Raw genomic sequence first — 16,744 nt, 5'->3', positions numbered from 1 at the left:
CTGCTGTAACCGTGTAACTGCGCAACAGCTATTTAGCCCCGCTGGTACGCATGGGCAGCCACATTGCGAAGCGGGAACCTTGCTCCGGCGCGCTGGCTACCGCTACCGTGCCGCCATGCAGCTCTGCCAGCCGCTTGATCAGCGCCAGCCCGAGACCGGTGCCTTCATGCCTCTTGGTGAGCGGCGATTCCAGCTGCACGAAGGGCTGGAACAATTCCAGCAGGTCCGGCGCTGCGATTCCCTTGCCGTTGTCGGTAACGCTGATTTCCAGGAAATCGGTATAGTCGTTGTCGGGCAGCGGCAGCAGGCGTACCTGCAGACTGGGCTGAGTGTCCGCCGGCGCGAGATGCTCCGCTGTTACCTGCTCGCGTTTGACGATGCTTGCAGCGATCAGGATGTGGCCGCGTTCGGCGGTAAATTTGACGGCGTTCGACAGCAGGTTGTAGATGATCTGTTTCAGCTTGCGGATGTCGGCATAGACGGCCGGGGCATCCGGCTGATTCAGTTCGTCCGATACGTGCAGCTTCAGCTGTATGCCGCGGTGGTGGGCTTTTTCCTTGACGATGCTGAGGCTGGATTGCAAGGTCGATGCGACGCTGATCGCCTCCAGATCCAGCGTCATCTGGCCTGCTTCCACCTTGGATAAATCCAGCACATCGTTGATCAGCGACAGCAGATGCGTGCCGCCCTGGTAAATCTCGGTCACGCTGGATTTTTGCGGATCATTCAGCGCGCCTTGCAGGCCGTCTTTCAACAATTCCGAGAAACCGATGATGGCATTAAGTGGTGTGCGCAGCTCATGCGACATATTGGCCAGGAACTCGGATTTCAAATGGCTCGCCAGCTCCAGCTGCCGGTTCTTTTCGGCGATCTGGCGCTGATGTCCATGCAATTCGTCGTTGGCGTGGGCGAGATCCACGTTTTTCTGTTCCAGTATCGCCAGCAGTTCGGCCCGGCTATCGGCCAGTTCCTTGGAGGCGCGGGAATCGGCTGCTTCCAGCTCCTTGCTCAGCAATTCCTTGCGTATGCGCCGGTTCTGGTCTTCCGACTGCTTGCGGCGCAGTTGCACCCGCACCCTGGCCTTCAGCACTTCCACCTCATTTGACTTCAGCACGTAGTCGTCGGCGCCGCTGCTCAGGCCTTCTATCATCGAGTCCTGGTCTTCGGTTGCGGTCAGCATGATGATGGGAATGTCGGACAGCGGCGCGGAAGCCTTGATGCGCCGGCAGGTTTCGGTGCCGCCCAGGCCGGGCATCAGCCGGTCCAGCAGGATGCAGTCTATCGCCTGCACCGCCACCATTTCCAGCGCCTCTTCGCCGGAACGGGCCAGTATCACGTCGTAGCCTTCGCCGCGCAGTGTGGAGCCCAGCTCATCCAGGTAGGTTGGGCTGTCGTCCACGGCCAGTATTTTTTTTGCGCCCAGCAGACTTTCGGTCTGCTTTTCAAATGCTGCGCCGGCCGCCCCGCGCAGCACGGCAGCCACCCGCGCCAGCATCATGCCGAAATCTTCATTCTTGCGCACAAACGCGTCTGCGCCGGAATCGAGCGCATGCAGTTCAGCAATCCGGTCGTCTGAGCCGGTCAGCAGGATGCAGGGTATCTTCCGCAATGCCGCATCCAGCCTCAGCTTGCGCACCACGGTGGGGCCGTCTATGCCAGGCAGCACGCCGTCAGTGATGACCACCGACGGCCGATTGGCGGCCGCGCGGCGCAGGCCTTCCTCGCCGGTCGATACGCTGATGACCTCATACCCCGCGCCGCGCAGCTCCTCGGCCAGCCTTTCGCGGAAGGTGATGCTGTCGTCGATGATCAGTACCGATACTTTTTGTTCCGCAGCCGACAACTGGCCGCGGCCCAGCAGTTCGCTGGCGCGCGCCACCAGATAATCCCTATCGTAGGGCTTGCCTACGTAATCGTTCGCACCCAGTGTCAGACCGCGTATCCTGTCCTTGACCTCGGCTTCGGTGGACAGCATCAGCACCGGCAATTGCGCGCCTGCTTCGGTGGCGCGAATCTCCCTGAGCAGATCGGTACCGTCGCCGTCCGGCAGGATCACATCCAGTATCGCCAGATCCGGCATGGCCCTTGCCAGCAAGGCACGCGCTTGCGCGGCGCTCGCACATAACTCCACATGGAATTCCTTGTCCGAAAACGCTTCTTCCAGATCAGCCCGTACCGTCAGGCTGTCGTCCACGATAAGGATGGTAGGAACCGTCATGCTCATATCGCTCCCGGCAATTTTCTACCCTGGGCCAGTTTCACCAGCGCAGGCCCGATATCATTCAGCGGCAGTATATGCTGTGCCGCGCCCAGCTGCACCGCTTCGCGCGGCATGCCGTAGACGACGGAAGTAGCCTCGTCCTGCGCAATCGTCATACCGCCTGCACGGCGTATCGCCAGTAGTCCGCGCGCACCATCGCTGCCCATGCCCGTTAGCAAAGCGGCGGTCAGGTTTCCCGCATATTCCATCGCCAGCGATTCAAACAATACGTCTACCGACGGTTTGCAGGAGTGCCGCTCGGGTCCATCCGTCAGCATGATTTTATTGTGCGCCACGATCATGTGCCTGGCCGGCGGCGCCATGAATACGCCGCGCGTCAGGGCCTGGCCATGCACCGCGATTTTTACGCGGCTTTTGCTCTGGCCGTCCAGCCAGTCGGCAAATGCGACGCCAAAGGGTTCGCCTATGTGCACCACGATCAGCACCGGAATATGAAAATCCGCCGGCAGCGCTTGCAATATCTGCACAACGGCCTTGGGGCCGCCGGTGGAGGCGCCTATTGCGATCAGGTCGCAGGGGCGCTCCGGCTCCGGTGCTGCGTTTTGTCCGTGGTGGCCGTCGTCGCGCGAAATGCTGTTCAAGAACGGTGCAGTTACCGATGCCAGCCTGGCTCGCAGATGCGTAATGACTTTTACTCGGGATACCAGCCTGACGTTGCTGATGAAACGCCGCTCCCAGTCGCCCGCGACATCATCCGCACGTGGTTTTTCCATGACCTCCACTGCGCCGGCTGCCAGCGCTTCATACGTCTTGAACAGTTCTCCGCGATTGGTCGATGACGACACTACCAGGATAGGCGTCGGGCAGTGCGCCATGATGTATTCGGTGGCGGCCAGTCCGCTCATGACCGGCAGCATCATGTCGAGCGTGATGACATCGGGCCGTAGTTCATGGCACAGGGCAATCGCGCGCTTGCCATCTTCTGCTTCGGCAATGACCTCCATCGAAGGATCGTCATTCAGCACTTCGACCAGGCGCTTGCGCACGGTCATCGAATCTTCCACCACCAGGACGCGTAATTTTTTCATGCTTGTACCAGTTGCTTGATTTTTTGCAGGAAGGCGACCTGGTTGAATTCGCCCTTGACGATATAGGCGCTGGCGCCGGCCTCGTTGGCGCGCTGCTTGTCTTCGTCCGCATCGCGTGATGTGACCAGGATGCAATGGGTATTGCGCAATACAGGATCGGCCCGTGTCTGCTCGATGAATTCAAAACCATTCATGCCCGGCATTTCCAGATCGACCAGGAACAGTGCGTAGCGGTCGCGGCGCGCCATGACCAACCCCTCTTCAGCGGATGCCGCCAGCGCTACGCGGAAGCCGGCCGCTTCCAGTATGCTGCTTTCCAGCATGCGCGTGGTCAGCGAGTCGTCGATAATCAATATCGGCAGATCCGCTTTTGCTGCGCTTACCGAGTCCTGCGTTTCATGCTGCCGGGAGGCCCCTAGCATTTCAGGATCCAGCACCAGTTGCGGATTTCCTTCATGGTCCAGAAAGCTGGCCGAAATCATCGCGTGGGCGGGGGCCATTGAAGGCAACGAGCGCAGTACGATGGATTCGGTGCCATGCAGTTTGTCAACGGCGAGCGCGATCGCTCCCGATGAAGTTTTCACCACCACCACGGACAGGATTCCCGAGGCGGCTGCGCGGAAAGATGCCACGCGCTCCCTCAGCGCCAAGGTCATCAACGGAACCAGCGTGCCGCCGACCATGATCTGCCGGCCTTGTTCGGCATGTACGATATCGCTGCCGGTCACGCGCAAAGTGCTTTGCACCGCATCCAGCGGTATCGCCAGCAGCTGGCCGGCCGACTCCACCATCAGCGCCTGCAACGAGGCCAGCGATACCGGCACCAGCAGTTCGATTGCAGTGCCGTTGCCCGGCTCCGTGCTGGCAATCAGTTCACCTCCCAGATGCTGTACCGAGGTACGGACCAGATCCAGGCCCACGCCGCGGCCCGCCAGTTCGGTAACGGTTTTTGCAGTGCTGACGCCGCCCCTTGTCAGGATGCCCAGTAACTCCTGCGTGCTGAAGCTTTCTATTTCTTTCTCGGTCTTGTCGGTTACGGTGCCGGTTGCCATCTCCTTGCGCAGGATGGCACGGCGTACCGCATCGGCGTCGATGCCGCGGCCATCGTCAGCGCAGCGAAACGACACATGGCCGCCGCGCCGCGTTACCTCCAGCGTGATCTTGCCCGTTGCGGCTTTAAGGGCTGCCATCCGTTCCCGGGGTGTTTCTATGCCATGCGCGACCGCATTGCGGATAACCTGCACCAGCGCATTCTGCACTACCTCCAGTACCTGTCCGTCGAGACGGATATCACCGCCTGCTGCTTCAAAGCCCAGTTGTTTTTCGACGCTGTTGGCGGCGTCCCTGGCAGTGCGTTCCAGTGTGTTGAAGATACTGGCTACCGGTATCAGCCTCAGCCTTTCGGCGACGTCATGCACCTGGCGCAATTCACGTTCCATGCTTTCGGTGCTGGCGGCGATATTGCGTTCTGCCGCTACGATCAAGCCGCGCAGGCTTTCCACCAGTCCGCCTACCTTGTTGAAGGATGATGGATGGCTGCCTCCTTGGGCTTCCCGCCAGCTTTGTGTTGCAAGCTGGGTGGAAAAGGCGCCGAACAATTCCCGGATATGGCTGACCGAGGCATTCAAGCGTTTCATGTTGCCGAGTTCACCGCTGACTTCGGCCAGCCCTTCCAGCAGCGTATCAACCACGCTGACGTCGGTGCGCGCCATCCGCAGCACTGCCTGGCTTGCCGTAGCATCGTATTGCGGCGCCGCATTGGGTGGGCTGGCATTTTGTGGTTGGCCGGACGGCGGTTTTTGCGTGCTATTGTCGATGGTGGATGCGGTGGATGCCGCGAGTGCCGTCATGGTTGCGGCATCTGAATCCGGCAGACTGGCGACCAGTGCGGAAATCCGGTCGATGTCGTTTAGCATGCCGTCGAAAAGTGCGCGCGGCAGGGCTGCGGTGTCCTGCCTGTAGGGTGCCAGCGCTTCCTCCAGCTGATGGGCCAGATTCGCAATCTCCGCCTGCCTGACCACGTGGGCAGCGCCTTTCAGCGTATGCGCCAGCCTCAGCAGGCCTGATACTTTTTCAGGGCTGCCGGATTTCTCCAGGTCGAGCACGCCGGCGCCCAGCTGGTCCAGCAATTCTCGCGCTTCTATCCTGAAATAGCGGTAAGGATCTTTTGCCATGGTTTTTGCAGGCTGCCTAGTGGGTTTGCGCCTCTATCATGCGGCGCAGGTCGCTTGACAGGCTGGCCAGTTGCGATGCCGTTTGCAGCGTCTGGCTGGAACTGGCCTCCGATTCGCGCGTAGCCTGCGAGATATCGGTCACCGCCAGCCTGACCTGTTCCGCCGCGGTCGCCTGCTGCTTGGTGGAAAGTTCGATTTCCCGTGCGGCTTCGGTGGTTGTTCCCACCAGGTTGCCTATCTGCTTGAATGCCAGCGCGATTTCGGCAAACTGCTTGGCGCCGGCATCGACGGCCTTGGCGCTGCTCTCGGTGGCCATCACGGTCGTATTGACGGCGCTCCTGACGTCATCGATCTGGCCACGGATTTCCTTGGTGGAATTGGAAACCCGGTCGGCCAGCTTGCGGATTTCATCCGCCACGACGGCAAAACGCTTGCCGGCTTCGCCCGCGCCCACAGCTTCTATCGTTGCATTGATGGCCAGGATATTGGTCTGTTCGGCCAGTTCGGATACGATGTCCAGCACCGCGCCTATTTCCTGCGATTTGCGGCCCAGGTCCAGCATGTGGCTGACCACCAGGTCAACCTGCCGGCGGATGGCAGACATCGAATCCTGTCCATTGTCTACCTTGATGTCGCCGTTCCGGGCGGCTGCCGCATTTTGTTCCGCAATCACCGCAACGCGCTGCGCGCTTTCTGCGATCTGGCGTGATGTCGCGACCAGTTCGCTGATGGTTGTGCTGATTTCGCTCATTGCGGTCGCCTGCTCCTTGGCGCCGGAAGCCTGCTGGCTCGCTGCCGCCTGCAGTTCCGCTGAAGAACTCTGTACATGGCCTACGGCGGCGCCGATCTGGTTGCTGAGTGCGCGCGTGATCAGATAACCGGCGATCGTCACAAACACCAGGCAAATCAGTGTGCCGTAGATGATAGTGATCTGGGCGTTGCTGATCGTGGCTTCGGCTTCTTCATTCCGTTTTTTCAGCAGCACGTTTTCATTGGTTTCCATCTGGGTAAACATGCGGCGCAGGGCATCCATCATTTTCTTGCCGCCGCCGGTGCTGATATTTTTGACGGCAACATCAGTATGCCCATTCTCGATGGCGCTGATATTTTCTTTTTGATTTGCAAATTTATCATTTGCCATCACAAACACTTGGTCCAGCAGTTTTTGCTGGTCGGGATTATCAGAGGTCAGTTCCTTCAAGCCTTTCAGCAACCTGGGAAATTCTTCGCGCGAGGCCTCGTACGGCTCAAGGAAAGAGGTATTTCCGGTCAGTGCATAGCCCCTGAAGCCGGTTTCAGCTTCTTGCAGGCTGGCGGACAGATTGGCAATTTCTTCCAGTACCTTATGCGTATGGGCCACCCAGAAATTGGTGACGATCAGCTTGTTGATGCTCAGGTAGGATACCGTTCCTATGCCTACCAGCAACGCTGAGGAGACAATGAAACCAGCCGCTATTTTCCTGCCGAAAGTCCAATTGAAGTTCATCACTATCGCTCCTTGATAGTGCGGGTGGCATCCACCCGCTGTTGTATGTCTTTGATTAACGATTGCAAATCGATGATGGGCAGAATGGCGCCTTCAGCCTGTATCGCATTGCGCAGGCGCGAGCTGCCATCCCGTCCCCGCGCTGAACTGAAATCTGAAGCCGTGATCTGGCTGGGCGTCACACTCAGGTGCGCGTCGAATTCTTCAAATGCAACGGCGACCGGCGCGTCGTGGCGCAGCACGGCAATCCATCTGGTCGCCGAGGCGCGCGGATATCCCAGCAGGCTGGCCAGGTCATACACTGGCGTCACCTGGGCGCGGAATCCGGAGATACCGATCAGTTCAGGCAAGGGCGAAGGCAGCATCGTGATCGTGCGGCCTGCATACAGGCCGCTGATCTGCGATACACGCAATGCATAGGCATCCCCGGCCACTTTCAGCGCCAGGAAATTTTCCGGGCGCCCGTTGCCTGGCGGCGGCTCGCGGCTAAATGCCGAATCGAAATTCGACCGCAATTCTTGCAGCAACTGCAGGCTACTTTCCGAGAGCTCGTCCGCTACGGCGCCGATGCTGGTGCCGATGTTGAGTGTGGAAGTCTTGTCCATCAGCGCACCCCTACCGCATTGAGCTGTGCGCGGCATAACGCGACCAGTGCCTCACGCTTGAAGCCGCCGCCAAATAGCAGGATGCGCGACGGATCCTCCTGCTGCAACAGTGGCAGCGCCTGCGCCAGCGCAGATGCGGCGGCGGCCTGGTCACCCTTGCGGTGGGACAGCAGGCCCATGTGCAGGCGCGGCATTGCAAATCCGGGATCCAGATAGGCAGCCATCTGGTCCTGTTCCATGGCGGCAGAAATGTCGCCCGCACTTTCCTTGCATAGCGCCAGCACATAGTGCGCGCCGGCGTTCAGTTCGTCATGGCCCAGCAGTTCCTGGCAGGTTTCCTCGGCGGCCGCAGAGGCGCCGCTATGGCAAAGGGATACTGCCTTGAGCAGCAGCACATCGGTATCGCGCGCATGCTCTTCGGGCAAAGTCCCTATCTGTTCAAGTACGCGGTCGAACCTTTCCTTGTGCAGGTATTCCATTGCCGGATCCAGGTTGGGTGCACTGCGGACGGGGGCTGCGTTGGCAGTGGAGGGCCTTGCTTTTTCCGGCGGAGATGCCGTGATGGCGCGGATGCGCTCGCTTGCTGCCTTGATGGTGGCGATCCAGCTGGTGTCTCCCGAGACGGGTACCTCTTGCCAGTGCTGCCCCGGCCGCATGCCGTCCGGTGTTGCATCATCGGACGGCCGCGCATCCTTGCGCTGGTAATAGAAAGTATCGTGCGTGTGGCACAGATGAAAATCGTTCGATAGGCCGCGCAGGGTTTCTGCATGCCCCATGAACAGGTAACCGTCGGCGGCGATCGATAGGGCAATACGGCGCATGGCCGCCTGAGCCTGATCTCGTGTGAAATACATCAGCACGTTGCGGCAAAAGACGATGTCGAAGCGGCCTTCCTGCCAGAATTCCGCATCGTCCAGCGCCAGGTTGCGCCGCTCGAATTTCACCATCTGGCGCGCTTCGGCGGCCAGCGTGTAGCTATTGCCGCGATTGCTGAACCAGCGGCCTTGCCTGGCCGGCGCCATGTCCCGCAGCGACCAGCTGGAATACTGCGCGCGCTGCGCTTTTTCCAGCATCTCCGGATTGAAGTCAATGGCCGTGATCGTGACGTGCTGCGCTGCATGCGGGAAATACTCGCGTAATGCAATGGCAATTGAATAGGCTTCTTCGCCGGATGCGCAGCCCGCGGACAGGATATTGACTTGCCGCCTGCCGGGAAATGCCTGCAGCCGCGCGGGCAACGCCATGTCGGTCAATGCCGCAAATTGGTCGGGGTTGCGGAAGAAGTAGGTCTCCGTCACCGTCAGTTCCTGTGTCAGCAACGCCAGTTCCCCGGCTTGTGTCTGGCCGGCGGCGAGCCCGTCCAGATAATGCGTAGCATCGCTGTGGTGGGCGTGCGCGCGGCGGCGCAACAGCTCATCCATGCGGGACAGCCGTAGTTCGTCGATATTGAGGCCAAGCAACTGCGCGATCAGCAGGCGAAAGCGCAATATTTCCTGGGAGCTGGGCAGCGGCGTCATACTGGAATGGCCTCTTGTTCCAGCGCCAGCCAGATGTCGTCTGCAATCATGTGCGCACCCTTCAGCACCAGGAGCAGCTCGGCATCCAGCGTGCTGATGGCGCTGATCGTGTCCGCGCCGGCTTCGCGCAGCAGCGAAGGCATGTCTGCCAGCATTGTGCTGCCAAGCTGGCGTACGCCCAATACTTCCTGCACGGCGACGGCGAGTTGCCGTTGCCCCAGTTTCAGCGTGACATAACGGAAATGCGGAGCGTCGACCGGATCGGCATTGCCCAGCAGCCTTGCCAGGCTGACCACCGGCAGCATGGCGCCCCGAATCAGTGCCACTCCCAGCAGGAACGGCGGCATGCCATGTACGGTTTGCAGAGGCAGGGGGCGCATGGTCTCCGCTACATCGGCCAGCGCAAAGGCGCACAGCCGCCGGTCGTCGCGGCATATCAGAAACGAAGCAGCTGTCATATCTTCTCTGCCCATGTCTTGCCTCAGTATGAGGTGCTGCATATTGCAGCGGAGGCACGAGATTCATGCCCACAATATTTCGGTGTTTCCTGAATTCCCGGCCGCTTGTTCCCAGCCTCTCGATACCGGCCTCTTGATACCGGCGTGCAGCGCAGGCTTAAATTAGTCCAGGGTTCGGCTTGGCTTAGTCACTGGCTATGGAGTGCTGCTCCGGCCACCGGCAGTATGCTATCAGAGTGGCACGGAGTGTTTGTTTTGTCAATTGCCTTCAATGCAATTGATCGGAGAGAAATGCGCTTTATGATTGCTGCACTGCATGAAGAAGGGCCGAGAGCTACAGGGATATGGAGAAAATGGCGCTCATTGCACGACGCTTATTGCACCATCGGCGCTTCGTCCAGTATGGTGACTCCAGGCAAGTCGCAGGACATCACCGCCTGGCGTATCGCTTCAATTGCGGCCTGGCGGGTAAAGCTCTTGCGCCAGGCAATCACTACACGGCGATCCGGCGCCGGCGAACTGAAGGGCAGGTAACGCAGCATGCCGTCCTTGGCGCCCATATCGGGTACCGAGGCTATCGGCAAGACGGTAATGCCTATGCCGGAGGCCACCATGTGGCGTATGGTTTCCAGCGAGGAACCTTCAAAGGTGCGGGCGATGCCATCGCCTGCGGTGGAGAAGCGAGACATTTCCGGGCAGACTTCCAGCACCTGGTCACGGAAGCAATGGCCATTGCCGAGTAGCAGCATGGTTTCGGATTTCAATTCTTCGGCTGACACGTTTTCGCGTTCTGCCCATGCATGGTCTTTCGGCAGCGCAACGACAAAGGGTTCGTCGTACAGAGGCTGCACCATCAATCCCTGGTCCGGCAGCGGCAGCGCCATGATGGCGGCGTCCAGTTCGCCCTGGCGCAGCAGCTCCATCAGCTTGACCGTGAAGTTTTCCTGCAGCACCAGCGGCATTTGCGGCACGCGCTCTATCATGCTCTTGACCAGCGTCGGCAGCAGGTAGGGGCCGACTGTGTAGATCACGCCAAGTCGGAAAGGACCGGCCAGCGGATCCTTGTTTTGCTTGGCAATTTCCTTGATGGCGGCAGTCTGTTCCAGCACGCGCTCTGCTTGTGCGACGATCTGCGCGCCCAGCGGGGTCATCGACACTTCCAGGCCGCCGCGCTCGAAAATGGTGACGCCAAGTTCGTCTTCCAGTTTCTTGATCGCAACGGACAGCGTAGGCTGTGCAACAAAACACGCTTCAGCCGCGTGGCCGAAATGTTTTTGCCGCGCGACAGCAACGATGTATTTTAATTCTGTGAGAGTCATGTCGTTATCTTCGCACAGTGCGCCTTCGGATACAGCATATTTTATTTGCTCCCGCGTAAAAAACAATGTGCAAAACTATATGCAATTTACCATCTGGTCATTTAATTGTGTCATAAAAATAAGCTTTTTGCCTGCACAGTCCAAGTCCGGCGATAGCATTTGAATAAATGGTGCACTGCTGCAGGCTGACATAGGCGTCGGCCCGCCCCGGAAATAAAAAAAGCCGCTGGGACAGCGGCTTTCCGGTACCGGATAAAAGACGGCAGGCTTAGTGCTTATTGATGAGCCATCGCCTTCGTAAGTTCGGTATGGCCTTGCGCGGTGCCGCTTTCCGGCACGGTCTCGCCGTCGCGGTTGCGGACTTCGGCCAGGCGTTCGGCCAGCAGTTCGGGTGCGTCGTCACCGCGGCCTACCCAGATGCCTTGCGTCAGCGTGATATGAGCTGCTTCAAAACTGCCGGCGCCGGCGCACAGTATCGTGCGGGTAGGCGCATCTTCCGCCGCCAGCACCAGCATGGCGGGCACCACGTCGGAAGCCTGCAATGCCTTCAGCATGGTTTCGGGGAACAGGCTTTCCGTCATCCGCGTAGCGGCAGTAGGCGCCAGGCTGTTGACGCGGATATTGTATTTGGCGCCTTCTATCGACAAGGTCTGCATCAGGCCGACCAGCGCCATCTTTGCCGCGCCGTAATTGGACTGGCCGAAATTGCCGTACAGGCCGGAAGAAGACGTCGTCATCACTACGCGGCCATAGCCCTGTGCCGTCATGATGGGCCATACCGCCTTGCAGCAGTTGACGGCACCCATCAGGTGCACGTCCATCACCAGTTTGAAGTCATCGATCTCCATTTTCGCAAAGCTCTTGTCGCGCAGGATGCCGGCATTGTTGACGAGGATATCCACACGGCCCCAGGTTTCCATGGCCTGGTTGACCATTGCCTGCACCGCTGCAAAGTCAGTGACGGAAGCGCCGTTGGCGATGGCTTCGCCGCCGGCCTGGCGGATTTCTTCCACCACCGCCAGCGCTGCTGCGGAAGAGCCGCCGGAACCGTCCCTGGCACCGCCAAGGTCGTTGACCACCACGCGTGCGCCGCGCTTGGCCAGCGCCAGCGCATGCTCACGGCCCAGGCCGCCGCCGGCGCCAGTTACGATAGCCACGCGGCCTTTGAAATCGATGCTCATAAATTTTTCCTGAAATGGGTATGGAAATGAAGGAACCCTATTGTAGATGTTTCTGGGCTACAAAGGATAGGCTTACGCAAACGGGTATGGGCTGGACGTCGTATGGAGGAAACGCAGGCTGCTGACGCCGCTGTCAGGCGTCAGGTTCGTCATCGGCATGGAAGCTGAGCCTGTTGCCGAAGGGATCGGCGATCTGCATTTCCCGCGTGCCCCAAGGCTTTTTTTCTATGCCTGGCCGGCTGTGCTTGAACTGTTTTGCCAGCAATTGCTGCTGGTAAGTGTCTATTGCGCCTATTCCGTTGATCGCTATGCGCAGATGCACGCCGGGGCTGCCGTCGCCGAAATGCTCCGACAGGTGCAGCACGCATTCATCCCTGGACACCTGCATATACAGAGGCAGGCCGTCTTCAAACCTGTGCTCCCAGTCCAGCCGGAAGCCGAGAAAGTCGAGGTAAAATTCTTTCGCTTTTGCTTCATCGAAGACGCGCAGGATGGGTACGGTTTTCCCCAGGCTCATAGCAGAATGGTCCCTGTTGAAATTGGCTACAGCTTTTTCTGCATCATGACGGCGCCGCCCATTGCAGGGTCCAGCTCGTAAGCCGCAAAGCCGGATGCCTTGTACAGCGCGTACGCACGCTCATTGCCTTGCAGGACTTCCAGCGTGATCTTGCAGCAGCCGGCTTGTTGCGCCAGCTTCTCTATGTGTTCCAGCAGTTTTTTTGCAATACCCTGGCCGCGGAAGTTCTTGCCGACGGCGATGTCGTGAATGTTCAGCAGCGGTTTGCAGGCAAAGGTGGAAAAACCTTCTATGACCGTGCTGAAACCTGCCGGCTTGCCATCCGCCAGCGCCAGAACGACGCGTATCGTGCTGCGCTTGCGTATCTCTCTGACCAGATTGGCCTTTGCATACGCAGGCAGTTCTTCGCCGCCGCCCATCGGGTCGCATGCATATTCGTTGAGCAGGTGGACGAACGCCTCCCCATGTTGCGGATTGTCCAGGTCGGCGTCGATAATTTCCAGCATGCGTTTGTTTCCTTGTTCAACAAATTGGTTGGAGCTGCCTATGTATAGAGCAGTTCAGGCCGGCACTGCGGCGGCGCGGTTTTTCTTGGCCGGTACGCTGGCAGTGCAGGGCAGTATGACGTCGTGGTCCCATGATGGTTCGATGCCAAAATAGGCGATCAGGTGGTCGATGAAGGAGCGCACCTTGGTCTGCATGTAACGGTTCGGCATATAGGTCGCATACAGCCCAAAGCCGGGCGACGCGGTATAGTCGCACAGCACCCTGTTCAGGCGGCCTTGCTGAATATTGGTGCCGACGATATAAGTGGGGAAAACACCCACGCCCACGCCGGCCAGCGCCAGCTGGTGCATTACCTCGGTGCTGTTGACTTTGCAATTGCCCTTGACCGGCATCGCTATGTCCTTGCCGTCGACAGTGAAGCTCCAGCCTTTGCCATGCGGCAGATTCTGGTTCACCAGGCAGTTGTGCTGCAGCAGGTCATGCGGCGACTCGGGAATGCCGTATCTTTTCAGGTATTCGGGAGATGCGCAGGTCGCCCAATGCAAGTCCAGTATCTTGCGTGACACCGTGGTTTGGCCGGGATTGTTGGTGATGCGTATCGCCAAGTCATATCCTTCGTCAACGATGTCCACAATCCGGTCGCTGGTGTCGAGTTCGATTTCCACGTCAGGGAATTTTTTCAGGAAGGCGTCTATTGCGCCGGCCAGGTGCAGCGCGGCGAACACCACCGGCGCGCTCAGTTTCAGTATGCCGCGCGGCGCGGTCTGCAATTGCGACGCGGTAGCCCGCGCCGCCTCTATCTCGTGCGCGATACGGAAGCAGTGCTGGTAATAGGCGCTGCCGATCTCGGTCAGGCTCATGCTGCGCGTGGTCCGGTTCAGCAGGCGGACGCCCAACGTACTTTCCAGGCTACTGACCTGCTTGCTGATCAATGATTTGGAGGTATTCAGGGCATTTGCGGCTGCGGAAAAACTTTTCATTTCCACCACTTTGGCAAACACCATCATTTCGGCCAGTTGTTCCATCATCTTCTCCCGGGGAGGCTGATCTGAAAGCCCGGATAGGGCTTCCAGATCAGGATTGTGCATGTGCAGAAACAATTATATTCCGTTTTAGCCGATTATCTTTCATCTGCATGAAGACCATAATTCAAACGTGCGCAACGGCCATTTGCTGTTGCAGCAAAAGTAAGAAGTCAAGGAGCCCATCATGCACACCATCGTCAAGCAATTATTGAACAGCATCAGCCATTCCCGCACTGAAGACACGGCTGCCCGCCTGCAGCGTCTGGCAAAAAACATACGTGTTGGCAAGCACCAGAATATTCACCTGCCGCACCTGCCCCTGGTGACCGTGAGGGCCTTGTGCGGCACCGTGTGGATCACGCGCGACGGCGATCCGGACGATATCGTGCTGGAATCCGGCGAGGCGGTTGATCTGCAGGAAGGTAAGGATGTGATCATCTCGGGTCTGTCTGACGCCTATATACGGCTGCGCCCCGCTGAGGCGATTGCTGGCAACAGGTCGGGCGCTACCTTGCTGCACAGCGAAATACGGCGCGAAGCCGCCGCCCAGCCATGTTCTGCGCTTGCATAAGTCGATTTTGACCCCGCGCCAGGAGGCCCATCATGAACCCAGCACCGCAGCCCGTCGCAACACCCGCTCCGCAGGCAGTCGTTGAGCAGGAGATCGGACAAGGCAAGCCCGCGATATACCTGCGCGCGGCGCGCCTGGATGATGGCCCTGCAATCCAGGCGCTGGTGAGCAGTCTGTCCTTGAAAAGCCGCTACTACCGGTTTTTCTTCCCCATCCAGGCCTTGTCCGATGAAATGACGGCGCGTTTCACGCATGCCTATCCCGAAAGCGAAGTCACGTTGCTGGCCTTTGTAGAAACGGGCGGCGAAGAAATTCTTGTCGGCATGGCAAATTATGTCGTGGAGATGCAATCCGGCCAGGCCGAATATGCGGTCGTGGTTGCCGATGCGTGGCAACAGCAGGGAATTGCCTCCCGCCTCATCAAAAACCTGATTTGTATCGCCAGCACTGCCGGGATTGAGAAAATCTATGGCGACGTGCTGGCTGAAAACACCGGCATGCAGCGTTTGCTGAATAAACTGGGTTTCAACATTGGCATGCACGGCGATGGCGGTTATCTGCGCACGACATGGAAATCGTTGGAAATCTACCCGTGGAAATGTGCCGACTGGCTGAAACTGGCGCCTGCCGCTTAAGTCCTTACAGGGACTTCGTCTTTTTCCTGCCTATTGAATATTGAGTGCTGCGACAGTTCGTTCCGGAACGAAGCATCTGCATCTCAGGCGCACCTATACTCTGTGCATACTTACTGCAAACAAGGAGTGTGCGCCGTGTCCTTCTCTACTCAAGCTCAAACGGTGCTGGCCGCGCCGATGGAAACCGGGCTTTGCTGCATCGATATTGATGCACTGAGCGGTTTCTATATATCGGCATTTTCATTCAAGGCTGTCAGCCTTATCTCCGTAGCGGGCGATGTCCCTGGCGCACAGTTCTTCAGCGATTCCGGTTATCGGGTGGCAAGGCTGCAGGCACCGTTCGGCGAGCGCCTGAAGCTGCTTGCTGCGGATGGCGCAGCTCCAGCAGCACATGCAGGCCGCTCTCGACCGTCGGCCAATATACTGAAAGAAGCGAATGCCATGTTCATCACTTTCATCGTTGCAGACATCGCAGCGGCGTTGGAGCGGGCCGTCACGCTCGGCGCCACGGCGATGGGCGGCATTACGACGATACGGTCCGGCCTGGCGATCGTATTGATCCGCGATCCGGAAGGAAATTGCATAGAGCTGGCGCAGTATAATGAGCTTGGGCTATACCGCCCCGACCTGTTTTCTGAAAGGCTGCCGACATGAGCGTTTCCCGACCTGCCGTAAATGCAACTGCGCAGCCGCGCTTTTCGCGCGTGGCGGCGGCCATCGGCGACCCTACGCGAGCGCTGATGTTGTCGCGGCTGCTGGACGGCCGTTTCTACACGGCCAAGGACCTGGCGATCCATGCCGGGGTCACGCCGCCGACGGCATCGCAGCACCTGAAGCTGCTGGTGGACGAGCGGCTGGCCAAGGTGCGTTCCCAGGGACGCCACCGCTACTTCATGCTGGCCGACGGCAATGTTGCGCATGCGCTGGAAGCATTGTTGCGGGTGGCCGACGGCGCATTGCCGGAAACCCGGCGCTGGCAGGCGCCGGCCATGCACGGCCTGCGCCATGCGCGCAGTTGCTACGGGCATCTTGCCGGGGAATTAGGCGTTTTGCTGTGCCAAAGCTTTGTGCAGCAGGGCTGGGTAAGCACCGGCGAAGGCGATGAGCATGGCTATAACCTGACCCCTGCCGGCATTGCCGGATTAAGCACGCTGGGCCTGCCTGCCCATATTGTGCAAAGCCTGTCCGGCGCCAGGGCGCTTTATGGCTGTGTAGACTGGTCCGAACGGCGCGACCATTTCGCCGGACCGCTGGCGGTCGCCATGCTGGATGCCTTCATTGAGCAGGGCTGGCTGAAGCGCAATGGAGACACCAGGGCGCTGGAAGTGACTGCGGAAGGACAAGCCAGGCTGGTGAAGCCGCTGGCTCTCGCCATACGTTGATCCGTCCGTGCTGCACCATAAGCTGTTGAACTGCCTGTACCCGGTAGGCTCCCAAGCC

The 16,744-nt window shown here is 59.1% G+C and carries 16 protein-coding genes; 4 read left to right on the top strand and 12 right to left on the bottom strand.

Features of this window, described 5'->3' with window-relative positions:
- Nucleotides 1-28: 28 nt before the first annotated feature.
- From ACO0LO_RS25200 to ACO0LO_RS25145, 12 genes are all read right to left on the bottom strand, one after another.
- Entirely contained in the window at nt 29-2,224 is a 2,196-nt protein-coding gene (locus ACO0LO_RS25200) for a response regulator (RefSeq protein ID WP_422968610.1), read from the bottom strand.
- Nucleotides 2,221-3,309, bottom strand: coding sequence for a chemotaxis-specific protein-glutamate methyltransferase CheB (cheB, locus tag ACO0LO_RS25195; protein ID WP_422968608.1), 1,089 nt, complete (start codon nt 3,307-3,309; stop codon nt 2,221-2,223). The genes ACO0LO_RS25200 and cheB overlap by 4 nt, the downstream gene beginning before the upstream one ends.
- A complete protein-coding gene (locus ACO0LO_RS25190; RefSeq protein ID WP_422968606.1) occupies nt 3,306-5,483 on the bottom strand; it encodes a hybrid sensor histidine kinase/response regulator in 2,178 nt (725 codons plus the stop codon). Before ACO0LO_RS25190 ends, cheB begins: the two co-directional genes overlap by 4 nt.
- Before the next feature lie 16 nt (nt 5,484-5,499).
- The gene (locus ACO0LO_RS25185; protein WP_422968814.1) at nt 5,500-6,969 is read right to left on the bottom strand and encodes a CHASE3 domain-containing protein; all 1,470 of its coding nucleotides are present in this window, start codon (nt 6,967-6,969) and stop codon (nt 5,500-5,502) included.
- Nucleotides 6,970-6,971: 2 nt separating this feature from the next.
- The gene (locus ACO0LO_RS25180) at nt 6,972-7,574 is read right to left on the bottom strand and encodes a chemotaxis protein CheW (protein ID WP_422968604.1); all 603 of its coding nucleotides are present in this window, start codon (nt 7,572-7,574) and stop codon (nt 6,972-6,974) included.
- Nucleotides 7,574-9,091, bottom strand: coding sequence for a CheR family methyltransferase (locus ACO0LO_RS25175; RefSeq protein ID WP_422968602.1), 1,518 nt, complete (start codon nt 9,089-9,091; stop codon nt 7,574-7,576). Before ACO0LO_RS25175 ends, ACO0LO_RS25180 begins: the two co-directional genes overlap by 1 nt.
- Nucleotides 9,088-9,549 (bottom strand): chemotaxis protein CheW, encoded by a 462-nt coding sequence (locus ACO0LO_RS25170; protein ID WP_422968600.1) that lies wholly within the window; start codon nt 9,547-9,549, stop codon nt 9,088-9,090. Before ACO0LO_RS25170 ends, ACO0LO_RS25175 begins: the two co-directional genes overlap by 4 nt.
- A 374-nt stretch (nt 9,550-9,923) precedes the next feature.
- Entirely contained in the window at nt 9,924-10,868 is a 945-nt protein-coding gene (locus ACO0LO_RS25165) for a LysR substrate-binding domain-containing protein (RefSeq protein WP_422968598.1), read from the bottom strand.
- A gap of 275 nt (nt 10,869-11,143) precedes the next feature.
- Complete coding sequence (locus ACO0LO_RS25160; RefSeq protein ID WP_422968596.1) at nt 11,144-12,049, bottom strand: SDR family NAD(P)-dependent oxidoreductase; 906 nt, start codon at nt 12,047-12,049, stop codon at nt 11,144-11,146.
- A gap of 133 nt (nt 12,050-12,182) precedes the next feature.
- Nucleotides 12,183-12,566: a glyoxalase superfamily protein gene (locus ACO0LO_RS25155; RefSeq protein ID WP_422968594.1), complete on the bottom strand. Its 384-nt coding sequence runs from the start codon at nt 12,564-12,566 to the stop codon at nt 12,183-12,185.
- Nucleotides 12,567-12,592: 26 nt separating this feature from the next.
- Nucleotides 12,593-13,072 (bottom strand): GNAT family N-acetyltransferase, encoded by a 480-nt coding sequence (locus tag ACO0LO_RS25150; protein WP_422968592.1) that lies wholly within the window; start codon nt 13,070-13,072, stop codon nt 12,593-12,595.
- Between the two features lie 54 nt (nt 13,073-13,126).
- Nucleotides 13,127-14,101 (bottom strand): LysR substrate-binding domain-containing protein, encoded by a 975-nt coding sequence (locus ACO0LO_RS25145; protein WP_422968590.1) that lies wholly within the window; start codon nt 14,099-14,101, stop codon nt 13,127-13,129.
- Between the two features lie 181 nt (nt 14,102-14,282).
- On the opposite strand from ACO0LO_RS25145, the gene ACO0LO_RS25140 reads away from it, so the two are divergent.
- The 4 genes from ACO0LO_RS25140 (at nt 14,283) to ACO0LO_RS25125 (ending at nt 16,686) form a co-directional block, all read left to right on the top strand.
- On the top strand, nt 14,283-14,669 hold the full coding sequence (locus ACO0LO_RS25140; protein WP_422968588.1) for a DUF2917 domain-containing protein: 387 nt from the start codon (nt 14,283-14,285) through the stop codon (nt 14,667-14,669).
- Nucleotides 14,670-14,701: 32 nt separating this feature from the next.
- The gene (locus ACO0LO_RS25135; RefSeq protein ID WP_422968586.1) at nt 14,702-15,304 is read left to right on the top strand and encodes a GNAT family N-acetyltransferase; all 603 of its coding nucleotides are present in this window, start codon (nt 14,702-14,704) and stop codon (nt 15,302-15,304) included.
- A gap of 135 nt (nt 15,305-15,439) precedes the next feature.
- Nucleotides 15,440-15,958 (top strand): VOC family protein, encoded by a 519-nt coding sequence (locus tag ACO0LO_RS25130; protein ID WP_422968585.1) that lies wholly within the window; start codon nt 15,440-15,442, stop codon nt 15,956-15,958.
- Nucleotides 15,955-16,686: an ArsR/SmtB family transcription factor gene (locus ACO0LO_RS25125; protein WP_422968583.1), complete on the top strand. Its 732-nt coding sequence runs from the start codon at nt 15,955-15,957 to the stop codon at nt 16,684-16,686. Before ACO0LO_RS25130 ends, ACO0LO_RS25125 begins: the two co-directional genes overlap by 4 nt.
- The last annotated feature ends 58 nt before the right edge of the window (nt 16,687-16,744 follow it).

This window comes from Undibacterium sp. TJN25, assembly GCF_049339885.1.
In the GTDB taxonomy this organism is placed as follows: Bacteria; Pseudomonadota; Gammaproteobacteria; order Burkholderiales; family Burkholderiaceae_D; genus Undibacterium.
This window is presented reverse-complemented; position numbering and strand designations above follow the sequence as displayed.